Source organism: Streptomyces sp. 1222.5 (assembly GCF_900105245.1).
Classification (GTDB): domain Bacteria; phylum Actinomycetota; class Actinomycetes; order Streptomycetales; family Streptomycetaceae; genus Streptomyces; species Streptomyces albidocamelliae.
Genome location: NZ_FNSZ01000001.1, coordinates 2,833,627 through 2,849,797, shown reverse-complemented (window position 1 = coordinate 2,849,797; position 16,171 = coordinate 2,833,627). Strand labels below are relative to the sequence as shown.

The window sequence follows — 16,171 nt, the reverse complement described above, 5'->3', positions numbered from 1 at the left end:
GCCCCCTCGTGGGCGCCAGGGCCTAGCGGCTCAGGGCCGCCTCGGACTCCTCGACGTCCGCGGCGGCCCTCGGCCGCTCCGGGCCGGATCCCAGCAGCAGGTACGCCAGCCCGCCGACCGCCCCCGACAGCAGGAAACTGCAGTCCACCCCGCCGGTCAGCGCCAGCAGCGGGCCCTCGTACGACGGCAGGGAGACCGCCAGCAGGCCGACCAGCGCGCCGGCCGCCCAGGAGACGGTGGCCCGGACGTTCCAGCCCGCCCGGTACCAGTAGATCCCGCCCCGGGCGCGGCGGTTGAAGACCTGGAGGGCGTCGGCGTCGTACACGCCGCGGCAGCGGACGAAGCCGATGAGGGTGATGACCGCCCAGGGCGTGCCGACGGCGGTGAGCAGGAGCACGAAGGAGGTCATCGCCGACTGCGCGTCCCAGGCGTAGTGGCCGGCGAAGACGCATGCCGTGGCGACGACGGCGACCGTGCAGGTGGCGCGGGCCCGGGAGGCGCGCGGCAGGATGGCGTCCAGGTCCAGGCCCATGGAGTACAGCATCAGGCCCGCGTTGCCGACCGAGCCCGCCGAGGCGGACAGCAGCAGCGGCACCAGGTACCAGGCGGGGGAGGCGGCGACCAGCGGGCCCGCGTAGTCGGTGGCCGCGTGCGCCGCGTACGCCGTGAAGGTGCCGAACAGCTGCGGCACCAGCAGCCCGAGGATCAGGCCGAGCCAGGTGGAGCGCAGCACCGTGCGGCCGGAGTGGCGGGCGGGGGAGATGTAGCGGGTGTAGTCGCCGAGCAGCGTGATGAAGGCGATCGGTCCGGACAGGCCCGCCGCCACCGTGGCCAGGAGCCAGGTCGGCCAGAACGAGCCCAGCAGATAGCCGCCGGCGTCCGGCAGCGCCGACGTCGTGAAGTGCGGGGCGTAGGCGAGGACTCCGAGGACCAGCAGGGCGGTCATGCCGACGGCCAGCACCCGGGACATGGCCAGCAGCACCCGGTAGCCGTAGACGGCACCCGCGACGGTGGCCCCCGCGAGCACCGCGTACACCAGGGCGTAGGACAGCCCGTCCGCCGGTACTCCGAACAGCCGGCCGAGCACGCCGAGCATCACGTCGCCGCCGATCCACACCGTCAGGGCGGTGTAGCCGAGGGCCAGCAGCAGACCGACCACCGAGCCGACCAGCCGGCCCCGCACACCGAACTGGGCGCCGGAGGAGGTGGAGAGGTTGGTCGCGGTGCGCAGCGAGACGAGCGCCAGCGGTGCGGTGAACAGCGTGCCGACCACCGTGCCCGCGACGATGGCCCCGACCGACGCCCACCAGCCCAGCCCGAAGGACGGGGGCAGCCAGCCGAAGATGATCACCCCGAGGCAGAGGTTGGAGCCGAGCAGGATCGAGACGAGGTCGCGCGGACCGCTGGTCCGCTCCTCGTCCGGGATGGTGTCGACTCCGCGCTGTTCGATCGGCATGGCTGCATCTCCTTCGACGGCCGCCTGATGGTCCGGGCTCGCTGGGCGGTGGTTTGAGCGACGTTCAATGTGGCGTGAACTGCGGTCGCCGGTCAATGCTTCTGTTTCATGAATTCTGTGTTTAGAGTGATGTTCTAACCTACGGAAGGCAAGGAGGTGCCGCGTCGTGAGACTGACCCCGACGGAACGTGACCGGCTGCTGCTCTTCGGAGCCGCCGAGCTGGCCCGGGCCCGCCGCGCACGCGGCCTGAGGCTGAACGTGCCGGAGGCGACCGCGCTGATCGCGGACACCGTCTGCGAGGCGGCCCGGGACGGCCGGCGGCTCGCGGAGGCGATCGATGCGGCCCGGTCCGTGCTCGGCCCCGAGGACGTGCTGCCGGGTGTCGCCGACGTCGTCACCGAGGTGATGGTCGAGGCCGTCTTCGACGACGGCTCCCGCCTCGCGGTGGTCTCGGACCCCATCGGCGGCGGCCTCGGCGAGGACGCGCCGGGTGCCCTGCTGCCCGGCCCCCAGCACGCCGACCCCGAGCCGGTGATCCGGCTCGGCGTCACCAACACCGCGACCGTGCCGGTCTCCGTCACCTCCCACTTCCACTTCTTCGAGGCCAACCCGCGCCTCGACTTCGAGCGCGCCGCCGCCTACGGCATGCGGCTCGCCGTACCCGCCGGGTCCTCGGTCCGCTTCGGCCCGGGGGAGAGCGAGGAGGTCGGGCTCGTCCCGATCGGCGGAGAGCGGATCGCGATCGGCTTCGCCGGGCTGGTCGACGGGCCGCTGGACGCGCCCGGAGCGCGGCAGGAGGCCCTCCGCAGGGCTGCCGCCTGCGGATACCTGGGAATCACCGAGGCCACGGACGGCACGGAAGCCACGGGCGAAGGAGGCGAGACGCGATGAGCCGCTCCAAGGGACGCGAGGTCAGCCGGGCGATCCATGTCGACCCGCGGGCCTACGCCGCCACCCACGGCCCACGCGCCGGCGACCGCGTCCGCCTCGGCGACTCGGGACTCACCGTCCGCGTCGAGTCCGACTCCCAGCGGTACGGCGACGAGTTCCTCGCCGGCTTCGGCAAGACCGCCCGCGACGGACTGCACCTGAAGGCCGCCGCCGTCCGCGACACCTGCGACGTCGTCATCAGCAACGTCCTCGTGATCGACGCGGTGCAGGGCATCCGGAAGGTCTCCATCGGCATCCGGGAAGGCCGCATCTGCGCCGTCGGGCGGGCCGGCAACCCCGACACCCTCGACGGTGTCGACGTCGTGGTCGGCACGGGCACCTCGATCGTCTCCGGCGAGGGGCTCATCGCCACCGCCGGTGCCGTCGACACCCACGTCCACCTGCTGTCGCCGCGCATCATGGAGGCCTCCCTCGCCTCCGGCGTGACCACGATCATCGGGCAGGAGTTCGGCCCGGTGTGGGGCGTCGGCGTCAACTCGCCGTGGGCGCTGCGGCACGCCTTCAACGCGTTCGACGCCTGGCCGGTCAACATCGGCTTTCTGGGCCGGGGCTCGTCCTCGCACGACGCGCCGTTGATCGAGGCGCTGGCCGAGGGTGGTGCGTCCGGCTTCAAGGTGCACGAGGACATGGGCGCGCACACCCGTGCGCTGGACACGGCACTGCGAGTGGCCGAGGAACACGACGTCCAGGTCGCCCTGCACAGCGACGGGCTGAACGAGTGCCTGTCGGTGGAGGACACCCTGAAGGTGCTGGAGGGGCGGACGATCCACGCCTTCCACATCGAGGGCTGCGGCGGCGGGCACGTGCCCAACGTGCTGAAGATGGCCGGCGTGCCGAACGTCATCGGTTCCTCCACCAACCCCACCCTGCCCTTCGGCCGGGACGCGGTCGCCGAGCACTACGGCATGATCGTCTCCGTCCACGACCTCAAGCCCGACCTGCCCGGCGACGCCGCCATGGCCCGCGACCGGATCCGCGCCGGGACGATGGGCGCCGAGGACGTACTGCACGACCTGGGCGCGATCGGCATCACCTCCTCCGACGCCCAGGGCATGGGCCGAGCCGGGGAGACCGTCCGCCGCACCTTCGCCATGGCCGGCAAGATGAAGGCCGAGCTGGGCCCGATGGAGGGCGACGGCGAGGGCGACGACAACGCCCGCGTCCTGCGCTACATGGCCAAGCTGACCATCAACCCGGCCATCGCGCACGGCCTCTCCCACGAGATCGGCTCGATCGAGACCGGCAAGCTCGCCGACATCGTGCTGTGGCGCCCGGAGTACTTCGGCGCCAAACCGCAGCTCGTCCTCAAGGCCGGCTTCCCGGCGTACGGCGTGGTCGGCGACCCCAACGCGGCCACCGACACCTGTGAACCCCTGGTGCTCGGGCCGCAGTTCGGCTCCTACGGCGCCACGGCCGCGGACATCTCCGTCGCCTTCGTCGCCCGGGCCGCCGTCGACCAGGGCAACGACACGATGCCGACCCGGCGCCGCCGGGTCGCCGTGCGGGGCACCCGTGGCATCGGGCCCGCCGACCTGCGGCTGAACGCCCGCATCGGAGCGGTCGACGTCGACCGGCGCACCGGCCTCGTCAGCCTCGACGGCGACCCGCTGCGCTCCGCGCCCGCCGACTCCGTCTCCCTCAACCGCCTCTACTTCCTCTGATGCACCGGACGCAAGGAACCCGACACATGACCACTCCCGCCGCCGACGGCTTCCGCATGCCCGCCGAGTGGACCCCGCACGAGCGCACCTGGATGGCGTGGCCGGGCCCCAACCCCACCTTCGACGATCCGGACGACCTGCGCCTCTCCCGTACGGCCTGGGCGTCGGTGGCCCGTGCCGTCCTGCGCTTCGAGCCGGTGACGGTCGTGTGCGGACCCGGCCAGTCGGCGCACGCCCGGACGCTGCTCGGCCCGGGCATCGACACCGTCGAGCGGGACCTCGACGACGCCTGGATGCGCGACATAGGCCCCACCTTCCTCACCGACGGCAAGGGCTCCCTCGCCGCCGTGGACTGGACGTTCAACGGCTGGGGCGCCCAGGACTGGGCCCGCTGGGAGCACGATTCCAAGGTCGCCGCGCACGTCTCCGACCTCGCGGGCGCGAAGACGTACGCCTCGAAGCTGGTCAACGAGGGCGGCGCGATCCACGTCGACGGCGAGGGCACGGTCCTGCTCACCGAGACCGTGCAGCTCGGCCCCGAGCGCAACCCGCACTGGTCCCGGGAGGAGGTCGAGGCGGAGATCCACGCCCACCTCGGCACCAGCAAGGCGATCTGGCTGCCGCGCGGCCTGACCGGCGACTACCCGCCCTACGGCTTCGGCACCCTCGGCCACGTCGACATCGTCGCCGCCTTCGCCCGTCCCGGCGTCGTGGTCGCGCACCACCAGCCGGACCCCGCCCACCCCGACCACGAGGTCAGCAAGGAGGTCATCGGCATCCTCCGGTCGGCGACCGACGCGCGCGGCCGGCCCCTGGAGGTCGTCGAGGTGCCCGCCCCGACCGTGCTGGAGGCCGACGGCCACTGGGCCGACTACTCCTACATCAACCACTACCTCTGCAACGGCGGCGTCGTGCTGTGCGGCTTCGACGACCCCCGCGACGAGATCGCGGCGGGCATCTTCCGCAGGCTCTTCCCGGAGCGGACGGTGACCCTGGTGGATGCACGTACGATCTTCGCGGGTGGGGGCGGCATCCACTGCATCACCCAGCAGCAGCCGAAGGCATGAGCGGGTAGGAGTCGGGATGGCCGGTGAGCCCCGGGCGCGGAGGAACGCGCCCCCCCGCGAGACCGTCCTCGCCGCGGCCATGGACATGATCGCCGAGCGCGGTCTGGAGAAGCTGACCATGGCGGGGCTCGGCCGCGAGGTCGGGATGAGCAGCGGCCATCTGCTCTACTACTTCCGCTCCAAGGACGAACTGCTGCTGCAGGCCCTGGAGTGGAGCGAGGGCCGCCTCGGCGCGGAGCGGGGCCGGCTGCTCACCGGCGGCGGAACCGCCCGCGAGCGGCTGGCCGCCTACGTCGACCTGTACGTGCCCGACGGCCACCGCGACCCGCACTGGACGCTCTGGCTGGAGGTCTGGAACCGGTCGCAGAACGCCGACGACGAGGCCCGCGTCCGGCAGGCGGCCATCGAGGGCGCCTGGCACCGCGACCTGGTGGCACTGCTCGCCGAAGGCATCTCGCGCGGGGAGTTCCGGCCGGTGGACGCGGACCGCTTCGCGGCGCGGCTGCGCGCGCTGCTCGACGGGTTCTCCATCCACGTCGCCATCGGGCTGCGCGGCACCGACCGGGCGCAAGTGCTGGCGCACGTGCGGGAGTTCATCGCCGACGCGCTCCTGGCGGATCCCGAGGCGCGCGGCCGGGACCCCCTGCCGCGGTAGAGGAATCCTTCGCTCCGCCGCCGGGCAGGTAACGGCGCATGGGACGACAACACTGGAAGCGCATCTGGGTCGGCTCGGCGGGCAACATGGTCGAGTGGTTCGACTGGTTCGTGTACGCCAGCTTCGCCACCTACTTCGCGGGCGCGTTCTTCCCGAGCGGCAACCCGACGGCCCAGCTGATGAACACCGCCGGCATCTTCGCCGTCGGCTTCTTCATGCGCCCCGTCGGCGGCTGGCTGCTGGGCCGGGTCGCCGACCGCAGAGGCCGCAAGGCGGCACTGACCCTCACCGTCAGCCTCATGTCGGCGTCGGCGGTCCTGATCGCGGTCGCGCCGACCTACACGGCCGCCGGCTACGGCGGCGCGCTCGTGCTGCTCGTCGCCCGCCTGCTGCAGGGCCTGTCGGTCGGCGGCGAGTACGCGGCCAGCGCCACCTATCTGACGGAGGCGTCCGACCCCGGCAGCCGCGGTTTCGCCTCCAGCTTCCAGTACGTGTCCATGACCGCCGGCCAGATCGCCGGCCTCGGACTCCAGATCGTCCTGCAGCGCACCCTGTCCGACGCCGCCCTGCACAGCTACGGCTGGCGCATCCCCTTCGTGGTCGGCGCGGCGGGCGCGGCCGTCGTCTTCTACCTGCGCCGCAGCATGCTGGAGACCGAGGTCTACGCGGAGGACACCTCGCGCACCGCAGAGCGCGGCACCCTGCGCGCCCTGTGGCGGCACAAGCGGGAGGCGCTGCTGGTCGTCGCCCTCACCATGGGCGGCACGGTGGCCTACTACACGTACACCACCTACCTGACGAAGTACCTGTCCAACTCGGCGGGCCTGTCCAAGGAGACCGCGACCCTCGTCTCCTTCACCGCGCTGATCGTCTTCGCGTGTCTCCAGCCGCTCGCCGGGCGCCTCTCCGACCGCGTCGGCCGGCGTCCGCTGCTGATCACCTTCGCCGTCGGCTCCACCGTCCTCACGGTCCCGATCATGACGCTGCTCCGGCACGCGGACGGCTACTGGCCCGCCCTCGGCCTCGCCCTGCTCGCGCTGACCGTGGTCACCGGCTACACCTCGATCAACGCCTGCGTGAAGGCCGAACTGTTCCCGACCGGCGTCCGCGCGCTGGGCGTGGCCCTGCCGTACGCCGTGGCCAACGCCCTGTTCGGCGGCACGGCGGAATACGTCGCCCTGTGGTTCAAGAACGCCGGCATCGAGTCCGGCTTCTCCTGGTACGTGGCGGGCTGTGCCGCCGTATCCCTCGTGGTGTACGTCACCATGCGGGAGACCAAGGATCTGGATCTGGCCAGGGTGCGGGCCGCCGAGGGGTCGGGGGAGTCCAGTTTGACGCCCGCATCCTGAGACGACCGGTGAGCCGGGGGCGGTGCTGTGCCAGACTTCCCCCGTGCTCTCGTTCGCCATGATTATTGGCAGCAGGCGCGCCGGTCCGCAGTGACCACCTCGTACGACCAGGTGCGGGTGGCCACCGTCGTTCTCGACCCGCGCGCAGACCTCTCGCACCCGCGAGGGGTTTTTTCGTTTTCCGGCCCACCCACGGCCGGGAGCGGAGCGCGAGGGAGTATTGCGGGGACGGTGGAGCCGGTCATTCCGGTACGACCGAAGATTCACAATCAGGAGCCTTGAGACCATGACCGAGACGGCAACCAGCGAGCTCGACGACTCGTTCCACGTCTTCGACACCACGCTCCGCGACGGCGCGCAGCGCGAGGGCATCAACCTCACCGTCGCGGACAAGCTCGCCATCGCCCGGCACCTGGACGACTTCGGCGTCGGCTTCATCGAGGGCGGCTGGCCCGGCGCGAACCCGCGGGACACCGAGTTCTTCGCCCGCGCCCAGCAGGAGATCGCGTTCAAGCACGCGCAGCTGGTCGCCTTCGGCGCCACCCGCCGCGCGGGCGCCAGGGCCGCCGACGACCCGCAGGTCAAGGCCCTGCTGGCGTCCGGCGCCCCGGTGATCACCCTGGTCGCCAAGTCGCACGACCGGCACGTGGAACTCGCGCTGCGCACCACCCTCGACGAGAACCTGGAGATGGTCCGCGACACCGTCTCCTACCTGCGCGAGCAGGGCCGCCGGGTGTTCGTCGACTGCGAGCACTTCTTCGACGGCTACCGGGCGAATCCCGAGTACGCGAAGAACGTCGTGCGCACGGCCTCGGAGGCGGGAGCGGACGTCGTCATCCTCTGCGACACCAACGGCGGCATGCTGCCCGCCCAGGTCCACGCGGTCGTCTCCACCGTCCTCGCCGACACCGGAGCCCGGCTCGGCATCCACGCGCAGGACGACACCGGCTGCGCCGTCGCCAACAGCCTCGCGGCCGTCGACGCGGGAGCCACCCACGTCCAGTGCACGGCCAACGGCTACGGCGAGCGCGTCGGCAACGCCAACCTCTTCCCGGTCGTCGCCGCCCTGGAACTGAAGTACGGCAAGCAGGTCCTGCCCGAGGGCCGGCTGCGGGAGACGACCCGCATCTCGCACGCCGTCGCCGAGGTCGTGAACCTCACCCCCTCCACCCACCAGCCCTATGTCGGGGTCTCCGCCTTCGCGCACAAGGCCGGCCTGCACGCCTCCGCGATCAAGGTCGACCCGGACCTGTACCAGCACATCGACCCCGAGCTGGTCGGCAACACCATGCGCATGCTGGTCTCCGACATGGCCGGCCGCGCCTCGATCGAGCTCAAGGGCAAGGAACTCGGCGTCGACCTCGGCGGCGACCGCGAGCTGGTCGGCCGGGTCGTCGAGCGGGTGAAGGAGCGGGAGCTCAAGGGCTACACCTACGAGGCCGCCGACGCCTCCTTCGAGCTGCTGCTGCGCGCCGAGGTCGAGGGCAGGCCCCTGAAGTACTTCGAGGTCGAGTCCTGGCGGGCCATCGTCGAGGACCGCCCCGACGGCAGCCACGCCAACGAGGCCACGGTCAAGCTGTGGGCCAAGAGCGAGCGCATCGTCGCCACCGCCGAAGGCAACGGCCCGGTCAACGCCCTGGACCGGGCCCTGCGCGTGGCGCTGGAGAAGATCTACCCGCAGCTCGCCAAGCTCGACCTGGTGGACTACAAGGTCCGCATCCTGGAGGGCGTGCACGGCACCTCCTCCACCACCCGGGTCCTGATCTCCACCTCCGACGGCACGGGCGAGTGGTCCACGGTCGGCGTGGCGGAGAACGTCATCGCCGCCTCCTGGCAGGCGCTGGAGGACGCGTACACCTACGGCCTGCTGCGGGCCGGCGTGGAGCCGGCGGAGTAACCGGACGAGGCGCCGTACCCCCCTCCCGCCGCACAGTGGAGGCATGACCACAGACGACGATGGCGTGCTGTCCCGGGCCCGCGTGGCGACCCGGCTCCCGGCCGGGGACCTGGAGCGGGCCCGGCGCTTCTACGCCGAGAAACTGGGCCTGCACCCCGTGGACGAGCGCCCCGGCGGGCTGCTGTACCGCTGCGGCGGGACGGACTTCGTGGTGTTCCGCTCCACCGGGGCCTCGCCCGGCACGTTCACCCAGATGGGGTTCGAGATCGACGAGGACATCGAGTCGGCCGTCGCGGAACTCCGGCGGCGCGGCGTGGTGTTCGAGGACGTGGACGTGCCCGGGTTCAGCACCCGGGACGGCATCGCCGAGATCGAGGGCAACTACCCGAGCAAGGGCGCGCGCGGGGAGCGGGCGGCCTGGTTCCGCGACAGCGAGGGCAATCTGCTGGGCATCGGCCGGCCCACGCGGTGATCAGGGCGCCCGCCAGATGTTGTCGAAGGCCACGTTCTCGATGCGCCGCCGCTCGCGCACGGCCTCCAGCTCGGTCACCGCGTCGCCGACCGCCAGCAGCACGGTGACGACCGACTCGTCGTCCGGCTCCTCCTCGGCGGGCCGGTCGGTCTGGATGCGCAGGGTGGCGGCGAGGCCGGTCAGGACGGGTTCGTGGGACCACCAGCGGTCGGCCGCATGCCGCCGCGCCGGGGTGTCGGCGTGCAGCTCGTCCGCGCTCCGCAACGACAGCCAGTGCCGGCGCTTCCCGGACAGCTGCCCCGCGGACTCCAGAGCGTCGCCGTAGGCCACGGCCAGTCCCTCGCCGCGCCGCCACAGCCAGTCCTCGACCTTTTCGTACGGCTCCTGCCGGACGAGCGCCGACTGCGCCTCGTCCAGCAGCCGCTCGCCGGTGGCCAGCGGCGCGCCGGGCACGATGCGCTCGCCGTCCAGGGTCAGCGCGCGGGTGCCGAGCAGGTCGATCAGCTCGGCGCCCGCGAGCGCCAGCGACAGGTCGCCCTGCTCGACGGGACGCTCGCCCGGGACGTCCAGGCTGACGAGGAACAGATCCTGCGGTGTGGTCATACGGGACTCCAGGACGGACGGGCACACGGACGGGTCAGGACGGGCCGGGGTCGTTCGGGTGGGGTTCCAGCGGGGTGACCCGGAACGTCATCCAGGGGCGCAGCGGAAGGGTGCCCAGGACCTTCGACTCGAGTTCCTCGCCGTCCTCGGCGCGCCAGATGCCGATGCTGCGTGCCTCGCCGACCGGGCGCCACAGCCGCGCCAGATGACCGGCGGCGGCCAGTTCCCGGGCCCGGACGGCTTCGGCGGCGCGCCGCTGGGCGACCTCTTCCTCACTGGTGCCCTCGGGTACCGACGTGGTGATCTCGACCAGGAACTCGCGCATGGTCCCGCTCCCTCGGTGAGACGTCCGGCGGGGCCGCCGGTCTCCCCCAATCGTCCCCCAGTGATCGGGCGGACGCCGCTCAGCAGGAGTCCTCGGCGAGCCTCTCGAACGCGTCGCGGCTCATCGGCCGGCCGTCCGCCCAGACCTGGCCCGGCCGCAGCCGCCCGATCCGTTCGGCGGTGAACTCCACGATGCCGTTGTAGGAGTCGCCGGTGACGTAGTGCCCGAACCCGAGGACGTACGTGTGCCGGGGCAGCAGCTCCTGCTTCCCCCGGTGCCGGGCGTGCCAGCTGCCGGGCGGGGTGAAGAGCGGGAAGCGGGCGTCCCCGTGCAGTCCCTCCGCCCGCGCGTCCCAGCCGGTGGTGGCGGGGCCGTCACCGGCCCCGCGCGCTCGCCCGTCGAGGTGCGGCCCCTGGTACCCGTCGTCGCCGCAGGGCCGGACCAGGGCGTACGGCACCCCGTCCGACCCGAGCCCGACCCCGGCGAGCGGCAGATCGACGGCCGCGCAGCCGCTGAGCAGCAACAGCCCGCAAACGCCACCGAGCAGCCCCGCCGCCCGCCGTCGCGCGGCGGCGCGGCGCGGTCCACCCGCCCCCGCGCTCGTACGACCGATCACGTCCCGCCCCCCTGGAGGGCGGGACGTGCCCGCCCTACTGCAGATGCCACTTCTGGTTGGCCGCCCCGGTGCAGGACCAGATCTGTGCCCGGGCACCGTTCGCCGACGAGTTGTCCGTGACGTCGAGGCACTTGCCGGCCGCCGTGTTCACCACATCACCCGTGGCGGAGTCGTACGACCACCGTTGCGCACCGGTTCCGTTGCAGTCGTACAACTGTGTCCTGGCCCCGTTCGCAGTCGAACCGGACGCCACGTCCAGGCACTTGCCGAGCGCCTGGACCGAACCGTCGGCCTGCACCGTCCACTTCTGGGCCGCGCTCCCGTTGCAGTCGTAGAGCTGCACGGCCGTGCCGTTGGCGTCCGAACCGCCCGCCACGTCCAGGCACTTGCCCGCGAGTCCGGTGAACGAGCCGCTGCGGCCGCCCCCGCCGGACTGCGTCCCGGACCAGGTGAACGTGGCCGAGGTCCTGCCCGGCAGGGAGTAGGTGGCGTGCCGGCCGCCCCAGTTGACGGTGACCGTCCGCGCCGTCGAGGCGTCGTTGTAGGCGATCAGCGCCTTGCTGCCGTCCGGGTTGCGCCACGCCACGTTCGGCACCGCCGTGGACGCCGTCGAGGCGATCCGCTGGGCGCCCGGCCGGACGAACTTCGTCAGGTGGCCCATGGTGTAGTACTCGACCGTGTAGTCGACCGTCCCGCTCGCCCCGTCCCCGTTGTGCACGGTGATCAGGCCGGTGCAGGTGCCGCAGCCTCCGTTGTGCGGGCCCATGTTCTGGTCCACCGCGAGCGACCACTTGGTCACCGACTTCGCCCAGTTGCGGGTGTAGTCGATGATGTCGGCCATGTCCTCGCGCTGCTGGTTGGCGATCCAGGTGCCGCCGGAGTGCTCGGTGCCGAAGGCGTCCAGTGTGGGGTACTGGTTGTGCACCGAGGTCTGCTTGCCGATGTCGCCGCCGTACCCGTGCCAGGCGATCCCGCCGAAGTTCGGGTGGTCGCGCACGGCCGCGTCGTCCACGGTCGGGGCGGCGTAGGAGTCGTAGACGTCCCAGTTCCAGTCGTGCGCCAGCACCTTCGTCGTCAGGCCGGCCGCCTGGAGCCTGGGCAGCAGCTCGCTCTTGGTGAAGTACGCGAGGCCGCTCGCGTTCCAGCTCATGGACGGGTACCCGGAACAGCAGGTCGGCTCGTTCTGCGCGGTCACGTAGGAGACGCCGATCCCCTGGGCCTTGTAGGCCTGGAGGTACTTCACGAAGTAGGCGGCGTACGCCCCGTAGTCCTCCGCCTTCAGCCAGCCGCCGTTGAGCGAGCCGCTGTCCTTCATCCAGGCCGGTGCCGTCCACGGCGAGGCCATCACGGTGAGGGACGGATTCAGCTGGAGCGCCTGCCGGGTCAGCGGCACGACGTCCGCCAGGTCGTGGGTGATCGAGAACTTCGCCAGGCCCGGATCCGTCTGTCCGGCCGGCACGTCGTCGTACGTGTAGCCGTACCGGGCCAGGTCCGAGGCACCCATGGGGTTGCGCAGGAACGACAGCCCGATCCCGTCGGTCGGCGAGAACAGCTTGCGCATGGTCGCGTCCCGCGTCGCCGGGGACAGCGCCCCGCTGCCGTTCATCAGCCAGGCCGCGGTGTCCGTGAAGGAGGCGCCGCCGCCGGTGAAGGTCTGGTAGCGGGTGTTCTCGTCGACGGTGATGTTCTCGCCGCCGCCACCCGTCCCGGACTGGAAGGCGAACGGCGTCTGCGCCTGGAGCCCGCGGACCACGTGCCGGCCCGCGGAGTCGTCGGTCGTGGTGAGCCAGGCCGTGACCTGCTCGTCGGCGGCGTGCGCGGAGCCGGTGCCGAGGGTCGTGAGCCCGGCGGTGGTCAGCAGGCCGGCGAGGAGCAGCCGGGCCGTGCGCAAGCGTCTTCTCATGGTGCGTCGCCCTTCTGGGGAGAGCCAACGTGCCTGGTGTGGCAGAGAGTTCGTGCCCCAGGCGTCCTGACGTGCCGTCTTGACGGGCCTGTGGGCCCCCAGTTAACTCATGACGTGAGCTAAGTCATGAGTGAACCACGAGAGCCGAGGGAAGGTCCATGCGAAGAACCGCCCTGCTCGCCTCCGCCGCACTCCTCACCGGTCTGCTCCCCTGGGCGACCGCGCGAGCCGCGGACGACCCCCCACCCACGCCCGTCGACCGCTTCGAGGGAGAGGTCCCCTTCGCCTCCCAGCCCGCCGAGGGCATCTTCACCTGGGGGAGCGACGCCGACGACCCGCCGGCCCTGCGGTTCGCCGCCCGCGCCGACGCCCCCGAGGGCGGCAAGGTCCTCGGCGGCACCTACGACATCAGCGGCTACGGCGGCTTCACCCACGACTTCGCCGCCGGCGAACCCGCCCACGACTGGTCGGTCCACGAGGGCGTCCGCTTCTGGTGGGACGGCCACGACAGCGGCAGGAAGATCGCCTTCGAGATCAAGGACGGCGGCGCGAACGGCGAGGCCTCCGAACTCTGGACGGCCGCCTTCACCGACGACTTCACCGGCTGGAAGCAGATCCGGATCCCGTTCGCCGACTTCGCCTACCGCACCGACTACCAGCCCGTCGGCGGCATCGACCACGTCCTCGGCCTCAAGGAGATGTGGGGTTACGCCGTCACGCTCCCGGTCGGGGTCAAGGGCGACTTCGCCATGGACGGCGTGGAGCTGTACGGCCGGGCCGACCAGTCGCTGCGCGCCTCCGTCACCACCGACGCGGCCGTCCACCCGGTCCGGGAGGGCGCCACGGCACAGGTGAAGGTCGTCCTGGCCACCACCGGCTCCGCACCCGTCGAGGAGCCGGTGACCGTGCACTACGAGACGGGCGACGGCACCGCCGAGCCCGGTACGGACTACACGCCCGTCTCCGGCACCCTGACCTTCCCGGCCGGCTCGGCCTCCGGTACCGCGCGGACCGTCGCGGTTCCCACCCGCCGGGACAAGGCCGCCGAACCCGCCGAGACGGTACCGCTGAAGCTGACGGTGACCGGCGCCAAGGCCCCCGCCGAGACCCCGCAGGTCGTCATCGACGCGCACGGACTGCCGTACCTGGACACGAAGTTGCCGGTGCGCAAGCGCGTCGCGGACCTGCTCTCACGCATGAACCTGGCGGAGAAGGCCGGGCAGATGACCCAGGCCGAGCGGGGCGCGGTGGGCGCCGGGAGTGACATCGCCGTCTACGGCCTGGGCTCGCTGCTCTCCGGCGGCGGCTCCACCCCCACGCCCAACACCCCGGCGGCCTGGGCGAAGATGATCGACGGCTTCCAGCTCCGCGCGCAGGCGACCCGCTTCCAGATCCCGCTGGTCTACGGCGTCGACGCGGTCCACGGCCACAACAACCTGGCCGGCGCCACGATCATGCCGCACAACATCGGCATCGGTGCGAGCCGCGACCCACAACTCGCCGAGGACACCGGGTCGGTGACGGCGGCCGAGGTCCGCGCCACCGGTATCCCCTGGGACTTCGCACCCTGTCTGTGCGTCACCCGCGACGAACGCTGGGGCCGTTCCTACGAGTCCTTCGGCGAGGATCCCGCCCTCGTGGAGTCCATGGAGACCATGATCCAGGGCCTCCAGGGCCGGGCCGACGGCCGGGACCTGAATCGCGACGACAAGGTGCTCGCCACCGCCAAGCACTTCGTCGGCGACGGCGGCACCGCCTACGGCTCCTCCACCACCGGCACCTACACCATCGACCAGGGCGTCACCACGGTCACCCGGCAGCAGCTGGCGGACATCCACCTGGCGCCGTACCGGACCGCCGTCCGGCGCGGGATCGGCACGGTCATGCCGTCGTACTCCTCCCTCGACATCACCGGCGACGGCAGAGGCGCGGTGAAGATGCACGCCCGCGGCGACATGATCAACGGCGAGCTGAAGGGCCGGATGGGCTTCGACGGCTTCGTCATCAGCGACTGGAACGCCATCGACCAGCTCCCCGGCGACTACGCCGCCCACGTGCGCACGGCCGTGAACGCGGGCGTCGACATGATGATGGTGCCCTACGGCTACAAGGACTTCGCCGGCGCGCTCGTCGACGAGGTGGAGGCGGGCCGGGTGAGCGAGCGGCGGATCGACGACGCCGTCTCCCGCATCCTCACCGAGAAGTTCGCGCTGGGCCTCTTCGAGCACCCCTACGCCGACACCTCCGGTGCCGCCGCCATCGGCTCCCCGGCCCACCGGGCGGTCGCCCGCAAGGCCGCCGCCGAGTCGCAGGTGCTGCTGAAGAACGACGGGAACGTCCTGCCGTTGAGGAAGAGCCAGAAGGTCTACGTCGCCGGCTCCAACGCCGACGACCTCGGCAACCAGACCGGCGGCTGGACGCTCACCTGGCAGGGCTCCTCCGGGAACGGCACCTCCGGCACCACCATCCTCCAGGGCCTGCGCCGGGCCGGCGGCGACGTCACCTACTCCAGGGACGCCTCGGCCCCGACCGGCGGCTACGACGTCGGTGTGGTCGTCGTCGGCGAGACCCCGTACGCCGAGGGCGTCGGAGACGTCGGCAACGGCCACGACCTGGAGCTGTCCGCGGCCGACAAGGCCGCCGTGGACACGGTGTGCGCGGCCATGAAGTGCGCGGTGCTCATCGTCTCCGGCCGCCCGCAGCTCGTCGGCGACCGGCTGGCCGGCGTCGACGCACTGGTGGCCTCCTGGCTGCCCGGTACCGAGGGCGACGGCGTCGCCGACGTCCTCTACGGCGCGCGCCCCTTCACCGGACAGCTCCCCGTCACCTGGCCCCGGTCCGGGGCGCAGCTCCCGATCAACGTCGGCGACGCCTCGTACGACCCGCAGTTCCCCTACGGCTGGGGTCTGACCACCCGCACTTCGGTCCCGAAGGGCGGTGCGGCGACGCTCCGGGTGCTCGCCGCCGCGGCGGCGACGGCCGAGCGGGCGCACGCCGGCCGGACCGGACGCGAGCTGGTGACCAGGGCACGGCTGCTCGTCCAGGAGAAGGCGGACGGCCAGCTGACCGAGGCGGTGGCGAAGCCGTTCGCCGACGCCGACCACCTGCTGCTGACCGGCCGGTACGGAAAGGCGGTGGAGAAGCTGGCGGAGGCCTACCGGGCCGCATAGCCCGCTCGGCCGTTCCGCTTGTATGACCAGTTCTGGGAGGCTTCG

Annotated in this window: 13 protein-coding genes; 8 read left to right on the top strand and 5 right to left on the bottom strand. The window is 72.1% G+C overall.

Annotated elements, in window-relative coordinates; all coding sequences use genetic code 11:
- Positions 1–22: 22 nt before the first annotated feature.
- On the bottom strand, positions 23–1,456 hold the full coding sequence (locus tag BLW57_RS12675; RefSeq protein WP_093474449.1) for a cytosine permease: 1,434 nt from the start codon (positions 1,454–1,456) through the stop codon (positions 23–25).
- A 166-nt stretch (positions 1,457–1,622) separates the two neighbouring features.
- Here BLW57_RS12675 and ureA point away from each other — a divergent pair, with 166 nt between their 5' ends.
- The 7 genes from ureA to BLW57_RS12635 all read left to right on the top strand — a co-directional run bounded on the left by ureA (position 1,623) and on the right by BLW57_RS12635 (position 9,509).
- Positions 1,623–2,348 (top strand): urease subunit gamma, encoded by a 726-nt coding sequence (gene ureA / locus BLW57_RS12670; RefSeq protein ID WP_093474447.1) that lies wholly within the window; start codon positions 1,623–1,625, stop codon positions 2,346–2,348.
- A complete protein-coding gene (locus BLW57_RS12665; RefSeq protein ID WP_093474446.1) occupies positions 2,345–4,069 on the top strand; it encodes an urease subunit alpha in 1,725 nt (574 codons plus the stop codon). The genes ureA and BLW57_RS12665 overlap by 4 nt, the downstream gene beginning before the upstream one ends.
- 26 nt (positions 4,070–4,095) lie before the next feature.
- Positions 4,096–5,136, top strand: a complete 1,041-nt coding sequence (locus tag BLW57_RS12660; protein WP_093474444.1) for an agmatine deiminase family protein — start codon at positions 4,096–4,098, stop codon at positions 5,134–5,136.
- Positions 5,137–5,152: 16 nt separating this feature from the next.
- Positions 5,153–5,791: a TetR/AcrR family transcriptional regulator gene (locus BLW57_RS12655; protein ID WP_093474443.1), complete on the top strand. Its 639-nt coding sequence runs from the start codon at positions 5,153–5,155 to the stop codon at positions 5,789–5,791.
- A 38-nt stretch (positions 5,792–5,829) separates the two neighbouring features.
- On the top strand, positions 5,830–7,140 hold the full coding sequence (locus tag BLW57_RS12650; RefSeq protein ID WP_093474441.1) for an MFS transporter: 1,311 nt from the start codon (positions 5,830–5,832) through the stop codon (positions 7,138–7,140).
- A 286-nt stretch (positions 7,141–7,426) separates the two neighbouring features.
- Positions 7,427–9,037, top strand: a complete 1,611-nt coding sequence (gene cimA / locus BLW57_RS12640) for a citramalate synthase (RefSeq protein WP_093474438.1) — start codon at positions 7,427–7,429, stop codon at positions 9,035–9,037.
- A gap of 43 nt (positions 9,038–9,080) precedes the next feature.
- Entirely contained in the window at positions 9,081–9,509 is a 429-nt protein-coding gene (locus BLW57_RS12635) for a VOC family protein (protein WP_093474437.1), read from the top strand.
- Here the strand turns inward: BLW57_RS12635 and BLW57_RS12630 are convergent, their stop codons facing one another.
- From BLW57_RS12630 to BLW57_RS12615, 4 genes are all read right to left on the bottom strand, one after another.
- The gene (locus BLW57_RS12630) at positions 9,510–10,112 is read right to left on the bottom strand and encodes a GOLPH3/VPS74 family protein (protein ID WP_093474435.1); all 603 of its coding nucleotides are present in this window, start codon (positions 10,110–10,112) and stop codon (positions 9,510–9,512) included.
- A 34-nt stretch (positions 10,113–10,146) separates the two neighbouring features.
- On the bottom strand, positions 10,147–10,437 hold the full coding sequence (locus BLW57_RS12625; protein WP_093474434.1) for a muconolactone Delta-isomerase family protein: 291 nt from the start codon (positions 10,435–10,437) through the stop codon (positions 10,147–10,149).
- A 79-nt stretch (positions 10,438–10,516) separates the two neighbouring features.
- Positions 10,517–11,053 carry a hypothetical protein gene (locus BLW57_RS12620; protein ID WP_256339470.1) on the bottom strand — a complete coding sequence of 179 codons (537 nt, stop codon included), beginning with the start codon at positions 11,051–11,053 and terminating at the stop codon, positions 10,517–10,519.
- Between the two features lie 34 nt (positions 11,054–11,087).
- Positions 11,088–12,956 (bottom strand): ricin-type beta-trefoil lectin domain protein, encoded by a 1,869-nt coding sequence (locus BLW57_RS12615; RefSeq protein WP_093474432.1) that lies wholly within the window; start codon positions 12,954–12,956, stop codon positions 11,088–11,090.
- A gap of 158 nt (positions 12,957–13,114) precedes the next feature.
- Between BLW57_RS12615 and BLW57_RS12610 the strand changes: the two genes are divergently transcribed.
- Entirely contained in the window at positions 13,115–16,126 is a 3,012-nt protein-coding gene (locus BLW57_RS12610) for a glycoside hydrolase family 3 protein (protein WP_093474431.1), read from the top strand.
- The last annotated feature ends 45 nt before the right edge of the window (positions 16,127–16,171 follow it).

Coding starts and splice junctions, on each gene's coding strand:
- BLW57_RS12675 (WP_093474449.1), bottom strand. CDS start 1,456: ATGCCGATCGAACAGCGCGGAGTCGACACCATCCCGGACGAGGAGCGG.
- BLW57_RS12665 (WP_093474446.1), top strand. CDS start 2,345: ATGAGCCGCTCCAAGGGACGCGAGGTCAGCCGGGCGATCCATGTCGAC.
- BLW57_RS12660 (WP_093474444.1), top strand. CDS start 4,096: ATGACCACTCCCGCCGCCGACGGCTTCCGCATGCCCGCCGAGTGGACC.
- BLW57_RS12655 (WP_093474443.1), top strand. CDS start 5,153: ATGGCCGGTGAGCCCCGGGCGCGGAGGAACGCGCCCCCCCGCGAGACC.
- BLW57_RS12650 (WP_093474441.1), top strand. CDS start 5,830: ATGGGACGACAACACTGGAAGCGCATCTGGGTCGGCTCGGCGGGCAAC.
- cimA (WP_093474438.1), top strand. CDS start 7,427: ATGACCGAGACGGCAACCAGCGAGCTCGACGACTCGTTCCACGTCTTC.
- BLW57_RS12635 (WP_093474437.1), top strand. CDS start 9,081: ATGACCACAGACGACGATGGCGTGCTGTCCCGGGCCCGCGTGGCGACC.
- BLW57_RS12630 (WP_093474435.1), bottom strand. CDS start 10,112: ATGACCACACCGCAGGATCTGTTCCTCGTCAGCCTGGACGTCCCGGGC.
- BLW57_RS12625 (WP_093474434.1), bottom strand. CDS start 10,437: ATGCGCGAGTTCCTGGTCGAGATCACCACGTCGGTACCCGAGGGCACC.
- BLW57_RS12615 (WP_093474432.1), bottom strand. CDS start 12,956: ATGAGAAGACGCTTGCGCACGGCCCGGCTGCTCCTCGCCGGCCTGCTG.
- BLW57_RS12610 (WP_093474431.1), top strand. CDS start 13,115: ATGCGAAGAACCGCCCTGCTCGCCTCCGCCGCACTCCTCACCGGTCTG.